This is a genomic window from Collinsella aerofaciens (assembly GCF_020181355.1).
In the GTDB taxonomy this organism is placed as follows: domain Bacteria; phylum Actinomycetota; class Coriobacteriia; order Coriobacteriales; family Coriobacteriaceae; genus Collinsella.
The window spans coordinates 632,216-653,725 of record NZ_CP084004.1 but is presented as its reverse complement, the minus strand read 5'-3'; the positions used below and the strand labels follow the sequence as shown (position 1 = coordinate 653,725).

Genomic DNA, 21,510 nt, shown 5'->3' with positions numbered 1-21,510 from the left:
ATGGAACAAAAGGCCAAGGAGGCAGCTTCGCACGCTGCGATTCCTGTGAGCATCTCGGCGATGCTCGTCACGCTGGGCGTGGTGTACGGCGATATCGGCACCAGCCCTATGTATGTAACCAAGGCGCTCGTTGCCGGCAACGGCGGCATCGGAAGCGTCACGGAGGAGTTCGTGCTCGGCGCGCTCTCCCTTGTCGTGTGGACGGTCACGTTGCTGACCACCATCAAGTATGTGCTCATCTCGCTGCGCGCCGATAACCATGGCGAGGGCGGTATCTTTGCCCTGTACAGTCTGGTCAAGCGCTGTGGCAAGTGGCTTATCATCCCCGCCATGCTAGGTGGCGCCGCGCTGCTCGCCGACGGCATCCTCACGCCGGCCGTTACCGTTACCACGGCCATCGAGGGCCTGCGCACCATCCCGGCGGTCCATGCCGTGCTGGGCGATGACCAAGGCCGCGTCGTCGCCATTACGCTCGCCATCATCATCGTGCTCTTCTTGGTACAGCGCATCGGTACGGCCAAGATCGGTCACGCCTTTGGCCCCATCATGACGCTGTGGTTCCTGTTCCTGGGCGGCACGGGTCTGTTCTTCGTCTTCCAGCACCCCGCCGTGCTGCTGTGCCTCAACCCGGTGCGCGGCATCGCCTTTTTGCTGAGCCCCAACAACCACGCGGGCATCATGATTCTGGGCAGCTGCTTCCTCGCCACCACCGGTGCCGAGGCGCTCTACTCCGACATGGGCCACGTCGGCCGCGGCAACATCTACGCTACCTGGCCGTTCGTTAAGTGCTGCCTGCTGCTTTCCTATATGGGCCAGGGCGCTTGGCTTATGAACAACGCTGCCAACCCCGAGCTCATGGGCATTGCCGACCTCAACCCGTTCTACCAGATGCTCGCCCCGGGCCTGCGCCCGTTTGCCGTCGGCCTTTCCACCGTCGCGGCCATCATTGCCTCGCAGGCGCTCATCACCGGCGCATTCTCGCTGGTGTCCGAGGCCAGCCGTCTGGACCTCATGCCGCACATGCAGGTCTTCTACCCTGCCGAGACCAAGGGCCAGCTCTACATCCCCATGGTCAACAACGTCATGCTTGTCGGCTGCGTCATCGTGGTGCTGCTGTTCCAGAACTCGGCGCATATGGAAGCCGCCTACGGCCTTGCCATTACGCTGACTATGATGTGCACCACGCTGCTGCTCTTCTTCTACCTGCACGAGGAGCGCAAGCTCAAGGTTGCTCCGTGGATCTTCGCGGCCTTCTTCCTTTTGCTCGAAGGCTTCTTCTTCGTGAGCTCACTTACCAAGTTCTTCCACGGCGGCTACTTCACCATCCTCATGGCCGCGCTCATCATGGGCATCATGGTGTGCTGGTACAACGGTACGGCTGTTGAGCAGCGCCAGTTTACGCTGCTGCCGCTGCGCAGCTACCTGCCGCAGCTCAAGCGCCTGCGCGACGACGATCGTTACGAGCGCATGAGCGACAACGTCGTGTACCTGACCAAGGACACCCATACCGACTACATCGACCGCGATATCGTCTATTCGATCTTGGACAAGCATCCCAAGCGCGCCCGCGCCTGGTGGTTTGTGAATGTCGAGACCATGGACGAACCGCACACCTTTGCCTATTCGGTCGAGACGTTCGGCACCGATTACGTGTTCCGCGTGCATCTGTACCTGGGCTACAAGATCAACCAGCGCGTCAATGCCTACCTGCGTCAGGTCGTTCAGGACCTGGCTGCCACCGGCGAGCTGCCGCCGCAGACGCATGACTACTCGGTCTACAAGGATCCGGGTAACATCGGCACGTTCAAGTTCGTCCTGATCCGTAAGCTTCTGGCGCCCGAAAGCGATGTGGAGCCGAGCGAGCGTACGGCCATCACGCTCAAGTACATCATCCGTCGCGCCGCCGGCACGCCCGCGCGTTGGTACGGCCTGGAGAACTCCAACGTGAGCTTTGAGTACGTGCCGCTGTTCACCAAGTTCAAAGCCGTGAACAAGATGCAGCGCCTGGCCCCCAACGAGCGCCCGTAGTCGACGCTCGAGGTTTGTCTGCGAACGGGCGGGCTTGTATTGATGGGGATTGAGTCCTGGGAGGAAACCATGGATGCAAAGGTGCTTGACGGTTGCGATCTTGCTGCCGAGATGGTGCGTGAGGCACGCGCCGATGCCGCCGAAGATCGGTTCTTTACGAATCGTGCCAACATGGACATGGCCGATCGCGTGATTTCGATCGTGGTGACGGTGCTTGTCGCGGCGTGCGTGTGCGCACTGCTCGCGCACGTGCTGTTTGTCTAACGACCGCAGGTTGCAAAGGCTTTACACTTGGAACCACCACAAGGGGAAACCACCACAAGGGTGCCTGTCCCCTTTGTGGTGGTTTTTGTTTTTGAGAGAGGGGCGGGACGCTGATGGACGTTCGTACGGACGGCGATATTGCCGATAGTTTTTGGTGGCGGCGCACAACGCTGACGCGCCGCACTCCTCTGTATGACGCCTGCGTATCGGTGGGGCTGCTGGTCGCGGCGACGATTGTGGGCGCGCTGCTCGACCATCCGGGTCTCGCGCCGAGCATCATGATCGTCTATGTGTTCGCCGTTCAGCTGTGCGCATTCTTTACCTGGAGTCGCCTGTATTGCTTGCTGAGCTCGGCTGCCGCCGTGGCGCTCTACAACTTTTTGTTTGTCGACCCGCGCTACTCGCTGTCGCTTATCGACCGCGGCTATCCCGGCATGTTCTTCATCATATTCGTGGTTTCGCTTGTGTCGAGCTCGATTGCGTTGGCCCTGCGCCGCGCCTTGGCACAGGCTGCCGCCAGCGACCGCCGCACGCATATGGTGCTCGAGACCAACCGCATGCTGCAGCGGTGCGCCGATCAGCATCAGATCGTTCACGCCATGGCCACGCAGCTGGCGCGTCTTTCGGGCTGTCCGGTCGTGTGGTACAGCGCCGACGCCGAGGGCGATGACCTGCTGCCGCGTGCGACGTACACGGCCGTGGGCGATGCCGCCCCGGTGCACGAGCTGGCGCCGCAGATGCCGCCGCGGCTCTCGGCGTCCGCCTATGTGGGTACGCCGCTCGATGCCACCTATGGCGGATCGGCGTTTTATGGCATCTACCTGACGGTTCGCACAGGCGACGGCTTCGTGCGCTCGGGCGACCCCGCCTCGGTGGTGGGCGTGCTGGCTATCGTTGCCGAGCCCGACGTGCTGACACATGAGGAACGGACACTTGCCGATGCCATCGTGAGCGAAGGCGAGCTGGCGCTCGATCGCGCCCGCGCCATGGAGGCCCGCGAAGAAGCGGCGGTGCTCGCCAAAAACGAACAGCTGCGCGCCAACCTGCTGCGCTCCATCTCGCACGATCTGCGCACGCCGCTTACCAGTATTTCGGGAAATGCCGACGTGCTGCTCGATCAGGGCTCGACCAGCACCGCGGTGCTCGATGCCCAGACGCGCCGCGGCCTGCTTCTATCCATTCGCTCGGATGCGCTGTGGCTCAACGCCACCGTCGAGAATCTGCTCGCCATCACCAAACTCGAGGGTGGCGGCATGCATCTGTCGACTACGCTCGAGCTTATGGACGATATCGTCGAGGAGGCGCTGCGCCACGTAAGTCCGGCCGTGCGCGAGCACGACCTTAAGGTGGTGCCGTGCGACGAGCCGGCGCTCGTTAACGTCGATGCGCGCCTGATGGTGCAGCTGGTGGTCAATCTGGTGAACAATGCCATCACCTATACGCCCGCAGGCTCGCATATCGTGATTTCGATTGGCGTCGACGATGGACGCGTGGCGTGCTCGGTGGCCGATGACGGCCCGGGCATTGCGCCCGAGGACCGCGAGCGAATCTTTGAGTCGTTCTACACCGCCAACCACGGTTTGGCCGACAGCCACCGTAGCGTGGGCCTGGGACTTTCGCTCTGCCGCTCCATTGCATTGGCGCATGGCGGTAGCATAGAGGTTGCCGCGGCGGACCCGCACGGCTCGGTCTTTACGATTGAGCTTCCCGTCGCCGACGTTTCGTTTGATAAGGAGTAACGCTGTGCCGAACTCTGCCGTAAAACCGCTCATCTTGGTCGTTGAGGACGACCCCGCCGTTCGCAACCTTATCGTTGCCGCGCTCGAGGCGCACGGCTTGCGCCATATGGCCGTGGAGACCGCCCATGCCGCTATTGCCGCTGCCTCGTCGCAGGCGCCGAGCATCGTGCTACTCGATCTGGGCCTGCCCGATATGGACGGCGTCAAGGTGGTGGAGTCGGTGCGCACATGGTCGGGCATGCCGATCATCGTGGTTTCGGCGCGCAGCGAGGACGCGGACAAGATCCGCGCGCTCGATGCCGGAGCCGACGACTACCTGACCAAGCCGTTTTCGGTCGAGGAGCTGCTCGCGCGCATTCGTACGACACTCAGGCGCCTTTCGTATACGCAAACGGGCGGCGTTGCCTCCGAGGGCTCGTTCGATACCGGTGAGCTGCATATCGATTTTGATGCCGGCATCGCCACGATGGATGGCGAGGAGCTGCATCTGACGCCGATCGAGTACAAACTGCTATGCCTGCTGGCGCATAACGCCGACAAGGTGCTCACGCACCAGTCTATCCTGCACGAGATTTGGGGCACGGCAACCAAGAGCGACCTGGCGAGCCTGCGCGTCTTTATGGGCACGCTGCGCAAGAAGATCGAGTCCGACCCCGCGCATCCGCGCTACATCCAAACCCACGTAGGCATTGGCTACCGCCTAGTTACCCAAGGCTAGATCGCCAACCACCGTCCCAATATGAGTTGCGGTGAAATACGGTCTAACTTTGCCTAATTCCAGGCAAAACAGTCCGTATTCCACCGCAACTTTTTTATTTGCCCTTGGGCTTGCTGGCGTAGAACTTCTTCTTTTTGAGCTTGCCGGCAGGAGAGGGTTTGCCGGCAAAGTTCGACTTGCCGTTGCCGGCCTGCGCGTGCGCGGGTACTGCCGCACGGGGCTTGCGGGCCTCGGGATTGCGCAGTTCCTCGGTTCGCTCGGCAATCTCCTCGGCGCTAAAGCCGACCTCGGCCATGGCATCTTCGATGGGCAGGCGGCGCACGATATAGCAGTGGTGCACCTTCTGGTTGCGCGCGAAATCCTCGGGGATGGTCTGTGCCGTAATGTCCTCCAGCACGACGCCCGCTCGTGCGAGCTTGCGCGTCTCGGGGCGGAAGCCGCGCAGGTTGCAGCTAAAGATGGCATGGCCGCCCTGTGCGAGCAGGCGCGACACGCCGGCCAAAAGCTCAACATGGTCGCGCTGGACATCCCAGGTGCGACGGCCCATCTTGGACGAGTTCGAGAACGTGGGCGGGTCGACAAAGATCAGGTCCCAGCGGTTGCGCGTCTGGCGCTGGTCACGAATCCAGGCGAGCACGTCATCGCGCACAAAGTGATGCTGCGGCCCCACAAAGCCGTTCTGACGCATATTGCGCTCGGCCCAATCCAGGTAGGTGTTCGAGAGGTCGACCGTCACGGTCTCCTCGACGCCGCCGTCGGCTGCGTAGCAGGTGGCAGTGCCGGTGTAGGCGAACAGGTTGAGGAAACGGCGCGCCTGCTTGGCGTGCTCGCGCACCAGGTTGCGGGTGACGCGGTGGTCCAAGAAGATGCCGACGTCCAGGTAGTCGTCAAAGTTGACGGCAAAGGTGAGGCCGCCCTCTTCGATGAGCGGCAGGCGACGGCGCGCGATGTTGGCGCGCTCACCCGATGCGCCCTTGCCGGCGCCCTGCTTGCCGTACTGCGAGCCGCCGCGCGAACGCATGCGGGCCTTGGCGTGCACGTGCTCGGCCGGAACATCCAGGATACGCGGCGCGATGGCCAGAATATCGAGCATACGGGCCTGGGCCAGTGCGGGGTCGATGGTCTTGGGCGCGGCGTACTCGGCGATGACGAGCCAGCGGCCCGGCGTCTGCGGGCAGCCCTCGTACAGATCGATGGCGGCGGAGTAGTCGGGTAGGTCGGCATCGTAGACGCGGTAGCAGCTCACGCCCTCGCGCTTGGCCCACTTGCGACGCAGACGGGCATTCTTACGCAGGCGGTTGGCGAACTGCTCGGACTCGGGGATGAGCACGGGCAGCGGCTTGCCGTCGCCCAGGTCGAGCATGGCGGCAGGTTCGGGCATGGGGGTGTTGGCGGCGTTGTCGTTGACTTCGTTGGCATCCGCAACCTCGGCCTCGGCATCCGCACTGGTCGAAGCCTCAAACGCCGCGGCGGCGTGGTCGAGCGAGGGCCAAACCTCAATAGCTGCCTCCTCGTTATTGGGCATGACGGCGATCGAGCGCTCGGGCTCGGCGTGGAGCGCGCGGGCCAGCAATCCATCGCGGGTGAGCGCGGCGACCGGCGCCGCGGAAAGCTCGGGCGCGCGGCGCAGCTCACCGACCAGCGTCATGGCGTCGTGCATGAGCGAAAGCGGGGTCTCGGTGGTGTCCGCGACCACGGCGGCACCGGCGACGGCGCCCGCGTGGTCCAGCACGGTGGCTGGCTTGGCAGCGCAAAAGTCGACAAAACGCTTGTAGCCGGCGCACTTGACCATGCGCTCGGCAGTCTTGCGGGCGGCGGGGTCAATGTCCACGGCGACGATGCGCGCCTGGCGCTCACGTGCCGCGGTCTCGCGCTCGCGCGCCTCGGCAAGCAGCTGCTCCCACAGGGCGGCGTCGTGCAGCTGCCAGCCCTCAAAGCCCCAGCGCTCGCGGGCGGCCCCCGGGGCGCGGTCGGTTAGGATATTCACGGCTTCCAGCAGCAGGCCGCCGCCGGCGCACGAGGCGTCGACCAGCGTGGGCAGGGCTTCGTTCTCGTAATCGTCGGCCGTTAGCTCGCGCTCGCACAGTGCGGTCCAGCCGACCTGCGCCAGCACCAGGGCGGCGTAGTCGGGGCGCAGCACGTGCGCGCCCTCGCCGGCGCGGGTCGCTGCGGGCGGCAGGCGTTTGAACAGCGGGTCGCCTGAAAGGTCCAGGCTGATGCTCGCGCGGCGCTGGCGCAGCGAAAGCAGCAGGTGAACGTCGGGGTCGGCAGCATCGACGTCGGCGCGACGGCCCGTGGTCTCGGCCAGACGGTCGCACAGCGCGTCTTTGGCGCGCAGGGCCGAGAAGCGCGTGTTGCGCAGCTGCTCGGTCACGCCGCGGGCTGTGATGGCGATGGTGGCGCCGGGGCGGACGATGCTCTCCCAGGCGATGTCGTAAACGCTATCGTACAGTTCATCGGCATTCTGCGCCTCAAAGCGCCCGAGCACCACGAACACGCGGCTCGCCAGGCGCGACCACAGGCATGCTCGGTAGCCTTGCTCGAGCTCGCCCTCAAATGTAGCGCGGCCCTTCAGCCGGCGAACATGCGAAAGCCCGAGGCGTTTAAGCTCATCGGCGAGTGCGGACTCAAAGCCCTCGGGGCAGCTTGCGTAAAATTCCATGGGTGACCTCTCTGGTTGCGTCGCTTCATTATATGATGGATGCTTCGTTTGCCCTTATCCTCGAAAGGAACCCATATGATTGATGCGTGCCCCGATTCCGCCGTGCTCTTTTTTGACGTGGACGGCACGCTGACGTCGTTCGATCCCGACGATATGACCGATAAGGACTTTTCGGCGGTTCGCCCCTCGCAGATGGTCGTCGAGGCGTTTCATCGTCTGCGCGACGCGGGGCACAAGGCGTTTATCTGCACGGGTCGCCCCCTGTGGCTCATCGCGGACAGCTTGCGTGCGCTCGACCCCGCGGGTGTCGTTGCCATGGCGGGCGCCACGCTCGAGGTCGAGGGCCGCGTGGTGCATGAGGACTGCTTTGGCGAGGACGTTATCGAGGAGCTTGCACGCCGTATGGCCGCGGCAGGGATTGAGGCCTTTTTCGAGACCAACGTGGCTACTTTTGCCCTGGAACCCGCGGGTGTTGAGCAGTCGTCTCTGATCGACACTTCTGTGGTGCACAGCGCCGAGGAAATGCGCGTCGACGGCAGTCTGCGCGTGGGCAAGGTATGCCTCAATGTGCCCAGTTTGGCTCGCGTTGCCAACGATGACGGCTTTATCGATCGCGAGTTTGAGCTGTGCAATACCGGTGGTCGGAATCGCGAGCTGAGCCCCAAGGGCATCAACAAGGGCGTGGGCGTGGCGCGAGCGCTGGCGTATCTGGGCCGCGAGGGAAATGCGCGCACCTTTGGCTTTGGCGATTCGGGCAACGACCTGGGCATGCTCGCTGCCGTCGAGACGGCTGTCGCCATGGGCAACGCCATGTCCGAGGTCAAAGCGGTCGCCGACTACGTGACCGACGATGTCGCACACGACGGCACCGTCACCGCCATGCAGCATTTCGGCCTCATCTAATGAATCCCGCATTCTGACGTTTGCCTAAACTGCGGCTCTTTGCTTTTGCATGCTCAATCGATTTATCAAACCAAACACTAAAGCGTTTATACCGTTCGCCGAGAAGATAAAAACCCGCAGCTCACGCCTTGATAAACATAGGTAAAGTGTTTAGCAGTTTATCGGCCGTATGCTAACGAAAGGAATCAGGCAGATGGCAATCAAGGTGTTCGCTGACGGTGCAAACCTCGAGGGCATGCTCGACATGTACGAGAACGGCAACGTTCAGGGTTTCACGACCAACCCGTCCCTTATGAAGAAGGGTGGCGTGACGGATTACCGCGCGTTTGCCAAGGAGGTTCTGGCTCACATCACCGATGTGTCCGTCTCGTTTGAGGTCTTTGCCGATGACGTCGAGACCATGGAGGTCGAGGCCCGCGAGATCGCTACCTGGGCCGACAACGTCTACGTCAAGATTCCGTGCGTGACCACCAAGGGCGAGTCCACCGCCGAGCTGGTCCGCAAGCTTTCGGCCGATGGCATCAAGGTCAACGTCACCACTATCTTTACGCCCGAGCAGGTCGACGAGATGGTCGAGGCTGTTGACGCCGAGACGCCGTCCATCATTTCGCTCTTTGCCGGCCGTATCGCCGATACCGGCGTCGATCCCATTCCGTTTATGACGGAGTCGGTCGAGAAGGCCGCCGCCAAGCCCAACTGCGAGGTCCTGTGGGCGTCCACGCGCGAGCTCATCAACATTTACCAGGCCGAGGCCTGCGGTTGCCAGATCATTACAGTGCCCAACAGCATCCTGGCCAAGCGCAAGAACATCGGTCGCGACCCGTACGAGGTCTCGCTCGACACCGTGCGCGGCTTTGCCAAGGATATCGCGGCGCTCGGTTTCCATATCCTGCCGTAAGCAAGGGTACCCCCGCCTGCGACGTGCAAAATTGAGAGTATTCAGCAAGGTAAAGGCTTTTACCAGCTAGATAAAGCACGGAACAGCCCCCGTTTTGGCTCTGACGACGCTAAAACGGGGGCTGTTTGTGACTTTATTGCCTCTGAGGGGCATCCGGAACGGCGGAATTTGCAGAATACTCGCGATTCTGCACGTCGCGAGAGGGGGGACCCTTGCTTTAGGCGGTTTACTTCCCCTGCACCATGGTGAGCGAGATCTTCTTGGGTGGCGCGCGCAGACGTGGTGTAAGAGCGTCCTGAGGTCCGTCGCTGCAAGTCCCGATATTACTCCTTCTTGAGACCGCGCCTCTCGACTATCTCGTCCACTATCTCCCTGGCGCGCCGCCCGAGCGCGCGGCGCCTCCCCTCTGTCGGGGCCGGCCTGTCCGCGGGCTCGGCGAAGCCCTCGGCGGCCGAGGCCTCGGAGAACACGCGCTGCTGGGACCACTGTCCCTCGGTCTCCATGAGGCTCGCGCACGTCAGGCGCAGCATCGACTCCCTCGAGGGGAAGGACTGCACGACCCTGTAGCGGCGCTTGATCTCGCGGTTGGCGCGCTCCTGGACGTTGTTGGTGCGGAGCTTGGCCCAGTGCGCCCTGGGGAAGGCCGTGAACGCCAGCGCGGAGTCCTCGGCCTGCTCGAAGACCTCGCCGGCCCTGGCGGACACCGACGCCACCCAGGGCGCCGCCTCGGCCCACACGCAGCGCGCGAGGTCGGGGTCGTCCTGGTAGACCGCGGCGTGCACGAGGTCCCTGACGGCCGCCTTGGAGTCCTCGGGCCTGCCCGAGCAGGCGCTCTGGAGGTTGCGCTGCAGGTGCGTCACGCAGCGCTGCCAGGCGCAGCCCTGGAACAGGCGCGAGACGGCGGCCACGAGCCCGGCGTGGCTGTCGGAGACCACGAGGCGAACGCCGGCCAGCCCGCGCTCGCGCAGCCCGCCGAGGAATGCCGCCCAGGAGTCCTCGCTCTCGGTGTCGACCACGTCGCAGCCCAGGAAGTGCTTGCGCCCGTCGGCGCCCAGCCCGATCGCGGTCACGACGCCCTGCGAGACGACCGACGAGCCGACCCTGCAGCTCATGTAGGTGGCGTCGAGCCACAGGTAGCAGCACGGCGTGCCCGACAGGTCGCGGCGGCGGAACTCCGCCACCTCGGCGTCGAGGTCGGAGCAGAGGCTCGAGACCTCCGAGCTCGACAGCGAGGATATGCCCAGCTTGGACGCCACGCGCTCGACCTTGCGGGTGGACACGCCGCATACGTACATCTCCTGCACGATGGCGGCCACCGAGGTGTCGACGCGCGACCATCGCGCGAGCATGCCCTCGGGGTAGTAGGTGCCGTGCCTGAGCTTGGGTATCTCGAGCTCCACGTCGCCCACGGCGGTCTTGAGCGACCTGGGGCGGTAGCCGTTGCGGCTGTTCTCCCTGCCGTCGCTGCGCTCGTTGCGGCTCGCGCCGCACATCTGCTGGGCCTCGGAGTCCATCAGCGCGTTCATCACGCTGCCCAGCACCCTGCACGCGAACTCGCGCGCGTCGCCGCACTCCTGCCAAAGCCTCGCCGCCTCGAGGGCCTCGTCGCGGCCGAGGCGCAGTACACTCTCTTCTTGGGGCATCGCCTTTCCTTCCATTCGTCACCTTCATTACTCCAACGACGAATTCTAGGCGGTGTCCCCTCCCTTTCAAGAAAGGGCGGAGGCGGGGCATGCCCCGCCTCTTACACCACATCTCTGCGCGCTACCTCTTCTTGCGGTCGCGATCGACTTTTTCGACCCACACCTTCACCGTGTCGCCGACGCGCACGACATCACTCGGGTGCTTAACGAAGCGGTTGGCCAGCTTGGAGATGTGCACGAGGCCGTCCTGGTGCACACCCACGTCGACGAAGGCGCCAAAGTCGACGACGTTGCGCACCGTGCCCTTGAGTTCCATGCCGGGCTCCAGGTCGTCGATGGAAAGCGCCGAGCGGCTAAAGACTACCTCGGGCGCGTCGTCGCGCGGGTCGCGGCCGGGCTTTTTGAGTTCGTTAACGATGTCGATGAGCGTGAGGGTGCCGCAGTCTAGGTCGCTTGCCAGCGCCGAGATGCTGCCCAGGCGGCGCTCGATATCGGGTACGCCGCCACGGCTGAGTTCGCTGGCGGCAACGCCGGCGCGCTCCAGGACGGCCGTGGCCACCTCGTAGCTTTCGGGGTGGACGCTCGTCGCGTCGAGCGGGTTCTTACCGCCGCTGATGCGCAGGAAGCCCGCGGCGTTGAGGTATGCCTTGGGCCCCAACTTGGGGACCTTTTTGAGCTGGCGGCGATCGGTAAAGGCGCCGTTTTCCTCGCGGTACGCCACGATGTTCTTGGCCACGCTCGGCGTGATGCCCGATACGTATCCCAGCAGGCTCGCGCTCGCGGTATTTACGTCGACGCCCACGCGGTTGACGACGTCTTCCACCACGTGACCCAGCGTGCGCGAAAGCTCGGCCTGGTCAAGGTCGTGCTGGTATTGGCCCACGCCGATAGACTGGGGCGGGATCTTGACGAGCTCTGCCAGCGGGTCCTGCAGGCGGCGGCCCAGGCTCATGGCACCGCGCACGGTGACGTCCAGGTCGGGATACTCCTGGCTTGCGAGCTCGGAAGCGGAGTACACCGACGCGCCGGCCTCGTTGACGATGGTGTATCGCAGTCCGGGTGCCTGCTCGGCAATGAACTCCGAGACGACTTCCTCGGTCTCGCGGCTGGCGGTGCCGTTGCCGATGACGATGGTGTTGACGCCGTCCTTCTTGACGAGGCGGGCGAGCTCGCGCTTGGTGCCGACGACGTCGTGGCGCGGCTTGGTGGGGTAGACCACGCCGTGGTCGAGCAGCTTGCCGGTCTCGTCCATGACGGCGACCTTGCAGCCGGTGCGGTAGCCCGGGTCGAGCGCGAGCACGCGGGCGCCGCGGACGGGACGGGCCGAGAGCAGGCCCTCGAGATTCTTGGCAAAGACGTTGATGGCCTCGGTCTGGGCGCGGACGGTGAGCTTGGCACGGGCCTCGCGCTCCAGCGAGGGGGCCATGAGGCGCTTGTAACCATCAGCGATGGCGGCATCGAAGATGGGAGCAAACACGCCCTGGCGGCGGGGCCAGCGGCTGCCGAGGCGTGCCGTGGCAGCGGCGCCGTCGACGTTCACGCGCACGCGGAGCTTGCCCTCGCGCTCGCCGCGGTCGATAGCCAGCACGCGGTGGTTGGGGATGCGGCGCAGCGGCTCGTCAAAGTTGTAGTAGGGCTCGTAGGGAGTCTTCTCGGCGGGGTCGGTGGCCTCGACGACGATATCGGCGGTGTTTTGCGTAAAGGCGCGCAGGTCGGCGACGTTCTCGGGGTCCTCGGCCACCGTCTCGGCCACGATGTCGGCGGCGCCGGCGAGTGCCTTCTCGGGCGTGTCGAAGCCGGCGTCCTCGTTGACGTAGGCCGCGGCGGCGTCGAGCGCGCTGCCCTTGGCGGATGCCTGCATGATGATCATGTTGGCGAGCGGCTCCAGGCCGGCCTCGCGGGCCTTCTGCGCGCGGGTCATGCGCTTTTTGCGGTAGGGCTTGTAGAGGTCCTCGACGCGCTGGAGCTGCGTGGCCTCGCGAATCTGCTGCTCGAGCTCGGGCGTGAGTTTGCCCTGGGCGTCGATGAGCAGGATGACGTCCTCTTTGCGCTGCTCGAGATTGCGCAGGTAGGACAGGCGCTCGTCGAGCGCGCGCAGGGCGACGTCGTCCATGCCGCCCGTTGCTTCCTTGCGGTAGCGCGAGATAAAGGGGATGGTGTTGCCCTCGTCGATGAGCTTGACGGCCGCCTCGACGTTGGCGGCCTTAAGGTTGAGCTCGCGGGCGAGCTGGGCGATAAGATCCATGGGACTCCTTGCGTTTAAGGTGCGTTTGCAGCACAGGGCTACCAAGGATACCACCCGTCCCAAAAGACTGTTTTGGGGTTGCGCCACGAAAGGGGCCTATCTACTACGTTTGAACCGTATGGGTCGACCATCCCCCGGTTTTCCGAAAATCGGCAAGCCGTCTACCTGCGGTTTTAATTTCGCGAAATTCGGCATGGTTGAGGGTAATCGGTTAAACGTAGTAGATAGGCCCATTTGGTGGCGAACGAATCAAGCCGAGGTACAAAATAGCCCCCGCCCTAGAAAAATCGTCGGCAAGGTAGCAAAAAGCCCCGCGGGCAGGAGGCTGCTCGCGGGGCAAAGAAGAGGGGCTTATTGGTGGCGGACCGAGGGGTTCGGCATGGGGTATCTGCCGCGGCCGCTCTTAAGGCATTACAGCTCGACGAGCTGGCCGGTCTCGGCGGCCTCCTTGATGGCGTTGAGAAGCGTGAGCGTCTTAACGTTATCGGCGGGGGTCACGACGGGCTCGACCTCGCGGCGAACGACCTTCACAAAGTGCTTGAGCTGCATCTTGTGCGGCAGCGCCGGGTCCACGGCCGGGATCTCCATCTGCAGCGGCTTGTGCCAGTTGGAGGCGCCGTCGTAGGAGAACCGGTGCAGGCGGGGCAGCGAAAGGGCGCCCTTAGTGCCGCCGATAAAGTAGGCGTCGGCGTCGAAGGGGCGGTACTGCGGATCCTCGCGAGCGGTGGCCTCCCAGTTCCAGGGGCTGGCGGTGGCGTCAGAGATGGTCATGCTTGCGAGCGCGCCATCGGCAAAACGGACGTTGACCACGGCGGAGTCCTCGGTCTCAAAACCGCGGGCGGCGCTGGACTGCATGCCCTGGACGGCAACGGGCTCGCCCAGCAGGTAGCGGAGCAGGTCGACGTCGTGCACCAGGTTGACCAGGATCGGGCCGGCACCCTTCTTGCGGCGCCACTCGACATCGAAGTACTCGTCATTCTTATAGATCATGTAGTGGAAGCTCGACACGGTGAGCTTGCCCAGCTCGCCGGACTCGATGATCTCCTTGGCCTTGTTGACGAAGGGATTGTGGCGACGGTGCTGACCCACGAGTACGGGCACGCCGGCGGTCTCGGCCTCGGCGGCAAAGGCCTGGGCATCCTCGAGGTCGTTGGAGATCGGCTTTTCGACCAGCGGCACGATGTTGCGCTTCACAGCCTCGCGGGCAACGCCCAGGTGTAGGTCGTTGGGCGTGGCGATGATGACGGCCTCGGGCTTGACCTCGTCCATCATCTGGGCGGGATCGGTATAAAACGGCACGCCGGCGGCCTCGGCCGTGGCGCGGGCGCCCTCAAAGGCGTCGGCGATGGCGACGAGCTCGGCCTCGGGCTCCTCGGTGACAAAGCGGATGTGGTTGCGGCCCATGGCGCCGGCGCCGATAACGGCAATGCGGACGGGGTTGAGCTCAGACATTTCGACTCCTTAATACTGGTGGCGGTGGAATGCGGCAAGGGGGCGGTCCTTGTCGCATCGGTAAAACTAGGCGGACTTCTTCTTGCTGTCGGAGACCATCATGTAGACGGTGAGCACGACGGCGATGGCGGCGATCACAATGGCGCCGTAGAAGGACTGCTGGTAGGCGGCGCTGCCAGCCTCGGCGTGATACAGCACGGCGGTGATGGGCTGGCTGATCCAGGTGGAAGCGGCATAGCCCAAAAACATGATGCCGTAGTTGACGCCGATGTTGCTGGTGCCGAAGGCGCCACCGGTGAGCGGCGGGTAGATGACGAGCAGGGCGCCAAAGCTAAAGCCGAGCAGGGCGAGCGCCACAAAGAACATACTCTGCGTAAAGCTCATCGACATGATGACGAGTGCGACGATGGTGACGACAAGGCTGATGAGCAGCGACTTATAGGCGCCGAGCTTGTCGATGATCTGGCCAAAGGACAGACGGCCAACCAGGTTGGCGCAGGTGTTGACGGAGACCACCACACCGCCGAGGGCGATGGCCGCGGCGCTCGTGGGGTCGGCGAAGAGCTGGACGGCGGCGATGGAGGCAACCTTGCCCACGAGCAGGGTGCCCGCGGTGGCGGCAAAGGCGAAGGTGACGATGAGAACCCAGAAGCGCGGGGTCTTGACCATCTCGCCCGGGGTGAGGTCGCCGAAGGTACCGGCATGCGCGCCGCCCTTGGGGGCCTCGAAGCCCTCGGGCAGCCAACCGGCCTCGGGGGCCTTCAGGAACAGGGCGGAGGCGGTGATCATCACAAAGAAGATAACGCCGAGCGCCTTAAGGGCGCCAAAGATTCCCAGGCTTGGGATGAGCAGCGAGGCGAGCACCGGGGACAGCACGGCGGGGCCGGCGGTCGAAGCGGCCAGGGTGATGCCGGAGGCAAGGCCCTTCTTGTCGATGAACCACTTCTGACCCGTGGTGAGCGCCGGGTTGTAACCCAGGCCGTTGCCGATGGCGGCGACGAGCGAGAACCACAGGTAGAACTGCCACGGCTCGGTGACGGTGCCGGACATGAACCAGCCCACGCCGTAGCACACGGCGGCGGCGATCACGACGTTGCGCGGGCCGATCTTGTCGGAGATGCGGCCGGCGAAGATGCCCGTCACGGCCATGATGGTCTGGAAGACCGGGAAAGCCCAGGTAAGGGCGCTGGACCACTCGGGGTAGACGGCGAGCAGGTTCTTGCTCACGACGGAATACAGCGCGATGGAGCTGATGAAGAACATGGTGACGCACGCGGCGGAAAGCACGACGGCGCGACCCTTGTTGGAGTTGGTGGAAGCCATTGGACTCTTTCTAATCGATACGGAGGAGGAACAGGCGTGTCCGCGGGTCCTCCCTGTCGGGTTGGTTTACTGGTCAGTCGGCTTGGCGACGCCGGACTCATCGGACCAAAGCTCGACACCCTTGTTCTTGAGGTAGTTGTCGGCATAGGCGCGACGGCCGCCGGGCTTGGCGGTGAGGTCGCCCATCATATTGGAGAAGCCACCATCGACCTTGATGGCGTCGCCGGTGGTAAAGTCCGAGCGCTTGGACGCCAGGAACATGACGGCGTTGGCGATATCACTGACCTCGCCGATGCGACGCGTGGCGATCAGGCGGCTGCGGCTCTTTTCGACCTCGGGGTCGGCGTAGAAGTTGGCCGACATCGGGGTCTTAACGAAGCAGGGCTCGACGCAGTTGGAGCGGACGCCGTAGGGGCCCCACTCGGCGGCGAGCATCTTGGACATCATGTTGACGCCGGCCTTGGTGGAGCTGTACACGCCCGAGAACGTCTCGGGGGAGTGGCTGGCGACGGTCGAGATATGCACCAGGCGGCCCTGGCCGGCCTTGATCATCTCGCGACCAAAGCGCTGCGAGGTGATGAAGTAACCGGTGAGATTGACGTTGAGCACCTGCTCCCAGTCGCTCAGCGGCAGGTCCTCCATGGCGGCGAAGCGCAGGATGCCGGCGGTGTTGACGAGAACGTCGACGCGGCCGAAGTCGGCGATGGTGGCGTCGACGGCGGCCTGAACCTCGGCCTCGTCGGTGGCGTTCATCTTGTAACCCTCGGCGTGGATGCCAAACTCGGCGGCGAGGTCGGCGGCAGCGGCCTTGACCTTTTCCTCGTCCAGATCGAGCAGGACGACGTTAGCGCCGTTGCGGGCGAACTCGCGGCAAATCTCGACGCCCATACCGCCGAGTGCGCCGGTCACGGCGCAGACATCGCCCTCGAGCTTAAGCCAGTTGCTCATAGGAACTTCCCTTCTTGTGCCTCCCGGTGGGTCGCTCCCATTAACCGACCCACGTGGTTTTCGCTGGTTATCGTATGCTTTGCATTTGCGCAGGTGAATTGCATATTTGTTAGAATGGCGTTAACCGTAGGTTTACACCGTGCGATGCAGTTTTTCTCAATTGAGCGCGTGACCTGCGAAAACAACCCCCTGTGGCATCATGTGGCCACAGACGCGAAAACGGGAGATTGACGTGTACGATCGACGACTTGAGGCCATATCGGCCGCCGCGGAGCTGGGAAGCTTCTCGCGTGCGGCGGCATTATTGCGCGTGTCGACCCCGGCACTCGTCAAGCAGGTGTCGGGCTTCGAGGCCGAGTTCGGCATCACGCTGTTCGAGCGCTCGCACTCGGGTGTCAAGGTGACGCCGGCCGGCGCCCTGCTGGTGGACGACGCGCGCTCGATCATGCGGCAGTCCGAGGACGCGCTACGCCGTGCCAGACGCGCGGCGGGCGATGGCGGTGCCGTGCGTCTGGGCGTGTCGATGATGTGTCCGGGGCGCCAAACGCTGTCGATGTGGTCGGACATTCACGATCTGGAACCGTCGCTGCGATTTGAGATCGTGCCGGTAAGCGACCTCTATGACGAGCGCGAATCCGTCATGCGCAGCCTTGGTCGCGAGGTGGATGTAGTGCAGTCGAGTTTTTCGACCCCACGCTGGGGTGATGCCTGCCAAAAGCTCCGCATCGTTAACGTGCCGTTTTATATCGACCTGCCGCGTACGAGCCCGCTGGCGCGTAAGACGCGCATCACGGTCGCCGACTTGGAGGGCATGCGCCTGCGCGTGCTCCGCCACGGCAACGACGCAATGGACAGTCTGCGCATCGACCTTCTGGCCGACGGCGGCGTTGACGTGATCGACGTGGACAGCTTTGACTTTGCGCTCTTTAACGAGGCGGAGGAAAAGGGCGACGCGGTGCTCACCTGCGGGGCGTGGTCGGGGGTGCACCCGGCCTTTGTGGGCGTGCCGTTCCTGTGCGGCCGTGAGGTGCCGGTCTTTTTGCACTATCCGCTCGAGCCCACCCTCCAAGTCCAAAAATTCGTCAACGCCATGGCCCAGCTTCTCACCTAGCTCACCTGGGACGGGGCTCTTTTGGCTACTTTTGCCGTCCTACCTGCGCAATGCGAAAAATGAGGTGCGAAAAATGACTCAAAATCGGTCACGTATAATTTTGCTTTTGCCCTGAGCTGGTTGTAGAATGACAAGGCCTAAACGAACTACTTGTGCAGCTTGCTCGAATGCTCGGGCTGCGGCTGGGGGGGGTGCGCCCGTGCAGGGTCCTTTCGGTCATATTGCGTCGATGCGCCGCAGCTTTGTGATGTTGCTAGCGGTCTTATGTGCGTTCGTTATGGTCGGGGGGGGGGTTGCCCTCGCGTGCGTACGGTGACGATGGCAACCTTATAGCGAACCCAACCTTTACCAACCAAGCTTCTGGTTGGTCGACGACCTCTCCGAGAAAGAGAATCGGCGAGGCGTCGCACCTCGACCTCCCCACGAAGCTCCTCAACGGTCAAAGAAACCTCAAACAAGCTAACGGTAATCACTTTGCGCTTGCGTGGAATCTTAAGCCACAGGATACCGATGCTTATTTTGAACCCGGATCAACCTACACCACCTTTTCCACCCAGAGCGGCTCCACGTACGAGTGGGGCCTCAACCATCGCGCCGCAACCGAACATGACGTGCTGATGCTCACGATGGGTCCTCAACAGGCGAATCTGTCGGTTAACAACGCAGGCCAAGACCAGCTCATGCAGCTGCGGACTTGGCTTAAGGCGCAGGGCAAGATGCCCCAGGGAAATACCGTTGAGCAGTACACCGTTTACAGCGATTCCTTTGCTGCAAATGGCGGCTTTGCTGGTAGCAGCGCCGACGGATCCCACTTCTCGTTTGAGCAGGGCGACGGTCGCATTGCGCTTTCTGTGTGGCTCGTAAGCTCTAACGGACAGGGTTGGTTCTCATTTGGCACCAACAGTACACACTATTATCGAGCGCTTCCCGAGCAAGACGATGAGTTTGCCTATCGGGCAGTCTATACCGCAGCGTCCGAAAATACGATGCTTGCACTAACTTGCTACGATTCAAATCTTACGGGGGCAAACGAACAATACCGGGAGTGGTTTGGCAATCTGGTCAATGACGTTCACGTGGAAAAGCAGGGCACGCGTGACATTTATACTGACTTTGGCAAGGTATATCAAGAAAATTCGTCCGAGACCATGACAACGTTAAATAACTATGCGTTCTCGACCTCGAATCTTAAGAACGATAATACGAACATTGCTAACGGCAGTTTTGAAGACGATATACATCTAGGGAACAAGAGCACCAGCAAGTTTACGCTGTGCTCGCCCCATTGGCGCACGACCGAGACGGACCATCGTATCGAGATCGTTGCCCAGAACGACTACTATATCGACCCAGTTGGACATTCTGTTCCATTTGCACCCTCGGATGGCGAGTACGCCGCCGAGCTCAACGCACACGAGGCGAGTTCGCTCTACCAATATGTGACGACCGAGCCGGGAAAACAGTATGAGTGGGGGCTCGACCACCGCGGCCGCTCGGGTCGAGACGCCATGGCCCTTATCATCGGTCCGCGACAAGAAAACGAGCCGTACAAGGACAATCAAAAGGCACTCGATCAGTACCAGCAAATTGTTCAATGGATTCAAATGAGCGTCGACAACTATGTCGGCTTGGATGTGGTCAATTTTTCCCAATCGGGCTGCAGCAAAAAGATCATCCTGTATTCAACCAAGTTTGACAAAGTGGGCGGATTTGCCAATGCGTCCAGCGGAAGCGCGTTCTCATGGACGGCCGATGCGGAGCATACCGAAAAATGGTGCGTATGGATCATGGCGTCCGAAAACGACGCGTGGGCTTCCTACGGTTCCAACGCGCTCGAGCAGAGCAAAAAGGTTGACTACGACTATACCTACACCATTCCGGATGGCCAAAACCAGAGCGTCTTTGCTTTTGTGGCCTACAACACGGCCAACGGGAGCAATTCGACCGGCAACTTCCTCGACAATATCTCGTTTAGGGAGTTCTATCGCATCGAGACATACACGACGCCCAACGGAAGCGGAACGTATTTTTATAACGCCAATACCAAGACGGCGGACTTTACCTATGCCAAAAACTACGTAGGTAAACAGGAGAAGAACTCCTACTTTATGGTCGATGCCAAACGCGATGACGGGGCAGTCTTTATCGGTGCTTTTGTCAACGGCGAGTTCTATTCCGCAGACGACGACGCACATTGGACCAGATTGGAAGATGGTACCTATCGCTTTGAGGCCGACAAGGTCACAAAGCACTACAAAGTGCACCTCGTGTTTTCCAAGGCAGGCGTTCAATACGATGTGAACGGCGGCAAAGCGTATCACTACGATCCGCACAATGAGTCCACGGGCGATTTCGTACAGCTTTCTGGCGCTGGAGCGAGCTATACCTCCCATGCTGCCGTTGGACAAAACGACGACTGGAAGTTTATGGGCTGGGAGTACGCGGGCTCGGGAAAAGCCGTTCGCTTCGATGCCAAACACACGGTGACCCATACAGCTCCCGAGGGCACCACGGATTCCGGCACTCTTACCATTAAGGGCAAGAAGGTCAATCCGGATACCGGTGCTGTGGGCGATGCGGTAACCGTCGAAAACATTCCCGAGAGCCAGGGCGCGACGTTCGTGGCGCAATGGAAGTATCGTCAGGCCTTTGTTGCCCAGCTTAAAAATGCCGATGGCACGTGGAGCAACGTAACGACGGGCGGCACGGTCAGCTCCAAGCTTAAGGGGGCAAAGGGCTCCATCGATGCCGGGGATGGCTCGGGCAAGGACGAGGACGCGTACAAAAAATCGGGCGTTGCCTACTTTGTGGATGACGGCACGTTTGTGGAGGCGGTGGCCGCTCCCAAGGAGGGCTATCACTTTGAGGGTTGGTACGACCTATCGAATCCGGACGCCCCGGAGCTGCTGTCGTCTTCACCCACCTATACGTACAACGTGAAGGACCGCCATACGGGATGCGTATACGCACGATTCACCCCGCGCACCTACACACTCAAGGTTTCCAAGAGCGTTACGGGCAATATGGGCGACAAGCGTGCCTACTTTAAGATGACGGCGACCTTTACGGGCCTCAAGGCTGGTCAGACCTACGCCATCGAGTATTCGGATGCGTCTGCCCAAGGCAGCCATGCGCTCGTGGCGCGACCGAATGATCGGGCCGAGACCGTGGAAAACAAGACGGCCTTTACGGCCGATGGCCAGGGCAAGGCGACCGTGCCGTTTGCCGTTAAGGACGGCCTGACCGTTTCGATTAAGGCGCTGGATTACAACGCGGTCTATACCGTGAGCGAAGACGATTATTCGTCGTTGGGGTACCACGCCGAGCTTGCGGGTGCGAGCGGCACGCTCAACGGTCCGCGTGTGACCGTTGCCGTTGAAGCTAAGGCCACCAATTCCCGACAGGTCGCGGTGCCTACGGGTATTACGCGCAACCCCATCTATGCCCTGGCGATTTTGGCCGCCGGCGTGCTGTTGGCTACGGGCATGGTTGCGCTGCGTTTACGCCGCGGCTCCAAGAGGGGCGGGCGCCTATGAGAAGACATGGCGCCAGCAATGCTGGTGATGGGCCAGCCGC

14 protein-coding genes are annotated in these 21,510 nt (G+C 62.5%); 8 read left to right on the top strand and 6 right to left on the bottom strand.

Translation table 11 applies throughout. From position 1 onward, the window contains the following. The 4 genes from LCQ44_RS02850 (at window position 1) to LCQ44_RS02835 (ending at window position 4,749) form a co-directional block, all read left to right on the top strand. Entirely contained in the window at window positions 1-2,028 is a 2,028-nt protein-coding gene (locus tag LCQ44_RS02850; protein ID WP_035138754.1) for a KUP/HAK/KT family potassium transporter, read from the top strand. 69 nt (window positions 2,029-2,097) lie between these two features. Continuing rightward, window positions 2,098-2,292 carry a hypothetical protein gene (locus LCQ44_RS02845; RefSeq protein ID WP_195444800.1) on the top strand — a complete coding sequence of 65 codons (195 nt, stop codon included), beginning with the start codon at window positions 2,098-2,100 and terminating at the stop codon, window positions 2,290-2,292. Between the two features lie 113 nt (window positions 2,293-2,405). Then, entirely contained in the window at window positions 2,406-4,031 is a 1,626-nt protein-coding gene (locus LCQ44_RS02840) for an ATP-binding protein (protein WP_225094022.1), read from the top strand. Between the two features lie 4 nt (window positions 4,032-4,035). Then, window positions 4,036-4,749, top strand: coding sequence for a response regulator (locus LCQ44_RS02835; protein WP_225094021.1), 714 nt, complete (start codon window positions 4,036-4,038; stop codon window positions 4,747-4,749). Between the two features lie 94 nt (window positions 4,750-4,843). Here the strand turns inward: LCQ44_RS02835 and rlmKL are convergent, their stop codons facing one another. After that, complete coding sequence (gene rlmKL / locus LCQ44_RS02830; protein WP_225094020.1) at window positions 4,844-7,411, bottom strand: bifunctional 23S rRNA (guanine(2069)-N(7))-methyltransferase RlmK/23S rRNA (guanine(2445)-N(2))-methyltransferase RlmL; 2,568 nt, start codon at window positions 7,409-7,411, stop codon at window positions 4,844-4,846. Between the two features lie 75 nt (window positions 7,412-7,486). Between rlmKL and LCQ44_RS02825 the strand changes: the two genes are divergently transcribed. Together LCQ44_RS02825 and LCQ44_RS02820 are read left to right on the top strand one after the other, a co-directional pair. Further along, on the top strand, window positions 7,487-8,314 hold the full coding sequence (locus LCQ44_RS02825) for an HAD-IIB family hydrolase (RefSeq protein WP_225094019.1): 828 nt from the start codon (window positions 7,487-7,489) through the stop codon (window positions 8,312-8,314). A 193-nt stretch (window positions 8,315-8,507) separates the two neighbouring features. Continuing rightward, entirely contained in the window at window positions 8,508-9,212 is a 705-nt protein-coding gene (locus LCQ44_RS02820) for a transaldolase (protein WP_263634030.1), read from the top strand. A 323-nt stretch (window positions 9,213-9,535) separates the two neighbouring features. On the opposite strand, the gene LCQ44_RS02815 is transcribed toward LCQ44_RS02820, so the two are convergent. From LCQ44_RS02815 to LCQ44_RS02795, 5 genes are all read right to left on the bottom strand, one after another. Continuing rightward, entirely contained in the window at window positions 9,536-10,870 is a 1,335-nt protein-coding gene (locus LCQ44_RS02815; RefSeq protein WP_089573697.1) for an IS256 family transposase, read from the bottom strand. 106 nt (window positions 10,871-10,976) lie between these two features. Then, window positions 10,977-13,100, bottom strand: a complete 2,124-nt coding sequence (locus LCQ44_RS02810; RefSeq protein WP_225094017.1) for a Tex family protein — start codon at window positions 13,098-13,100, stop codon at window positions 10,977-10,979. 411 nt (window positions 13,101-13,511) lie between these two features. Beyond that, window positions 13,512-14,552 (bottom strand): Gfo/Idh/MocA family protein, encoded by a 1,041-nt coding sequence (locus LCQ44_RS02805; RefSeq protein WP_225094016.1) that lies wholly within the window; start codon window positions 14,550-14,552, stop codon window positions 13,512-13,514. Between the two features lie 66 nt (window positions 14,553-14,618). Continuing rightward, the gene (locus LCQ44_RS02800; RefSeq protein ID WP_225094015.1) at window positions 14,619-15,875 is read right to left on the bottom strand and encodes an MFS transporter; all 1,257 of its coding nucleotides are present in this window, start codon (window positions 15,873-15,875) and stop codon (window positions 14,619-14,621) included. 66 nt (window positions 15,876-15,941) lie between these two features. Then, on the bottom strand, window positions 15,942-16,823 hold the full coding sequence (locus LCQ44_RS02795; RefSeq protein WP_118934451.1) for an SDR family NAD(P)-dependent oxidoreductase: 882 nt from the start codon (window positions 16,821-16,823) through the stop codon (window positions 15,942-15,944). A gap of 232 nt (window positions 16,824-17,055) precedes the next feature. Here LCQ44_RS02795 and LCQ44_RS02790 point away from each other — a divergent pair, with 232 nt between their 5' ends. Then, entirely contained in the window at window positions 17,056-17,934 is an 879-nt protein-coding gene (locus LCQ44_RS02790) for a LysR family transcriptional regulator (protein ID WP_225094014.1), read from the top strand. Window positions 17,935-18,227: 293 nt separating this feature from the next. Continuing rightward, window positions 18,228-21,470 carry a DUF7601 domain-containing protein gene (locus LCQ44_RS02785; protein WP_225094013.1) on the top strand — a complete coding sequence of 1,081 codons (3,243 nt, stop codon included), beginning with the start codon at window positions 18,228-18,230 and terminating at the stop codon, window positions 21,468-21,470. Window positions 21,471-21,510 lie beyond the last annotated feature (40 nt).

What these genes read in the sequence shown, in the direction of transcription:
- LCQ44_RS02800 (WP_225094015.1), bottom strand. Translation starts at nt 15,875, where the DNA reads ATGGCTTCCACCAACTCCAACAAGGGTCGCGCCGTCGTGCTTTCCGCC.
- LCQ44_RS02810 (WP_225094017.1), bottom strand. Translation starts at nt 13,100, where the DNA reads ATGGATCTTATCGCCCAGCTCGCCCGCGAGCTCAACCTTAAGGCCGCC.
- LCQ44_RS02820 (WP_263634030.1), top strand. Translation starts at nt 8,508, where the DNA reads ATGGCAATCAAGGTGTTCGCTGACGGTGCAAACCTCGAGGGCATGCTC.
- LCQ44_RS02850 (WP_035138754.1), top strand. Translation starts at nt 1, where the DNA reads ATGGAACAAAAGGCCAAGGAGGCAGCTTCGCACGCTGCGATTCCTGTG.
- LCQ44_RS02840 (WP_225094022.1), top strand. Translation starts at nt 2,406, where the DNA reads ATGGACGTTCGTACGGACGGCGATATTGCCGATAGTTTTTGGTGGCGG.
- LCQ44_RS02825 (WP_225094019.1), top strand. Translation starts at nt 7,487, where the DNA reads ATGATTGATGCGTGCCCCGATTCCGCCGTGCTCTTTTTTGACGTGGAC.
- LCQ44_RS02815 (WP_089573697.1), bottom strand. Translation starts at nt 10,870, where the DNA reads ATGGAAGGAAAGGCGATGCCCCAAGAAGAGAGTGTACTGCGCCTCGGC.
- LCQ44_RS02795 (WP_118934451.1), bottom strand. Translation starts at nt 16,823, where the DNA reads ATGAGCAACTGGCTTAAGCTCGAGGGCGATGTCTGCGCCGTGACCGGC.
- rlmKL (WP_225094020.1), bottom strand. Translation starts at nt 7,411, where the DNA reads ATGGAATTTTACGCAAGCTGCCCCGAGGGCTTTGAGTCCGCACTCGCC.
- LCQ44_RS02845 (WP_195444800.1), top strand. Translation starts at nt 2,098, where the DNA reads ATGGATGCAAAGGTGCTTGACGGTTGCGATCTTGCTGCCGAGATGGTG.
- LCQ44_RS02805 (WP_225094016.1), bottom strand. Translation starts at nt 14,552, where the DNA reads ATGTCTGAGCTCAACCCCGTCCGCATTGCCGTTATCGGCGCCGGCGCC.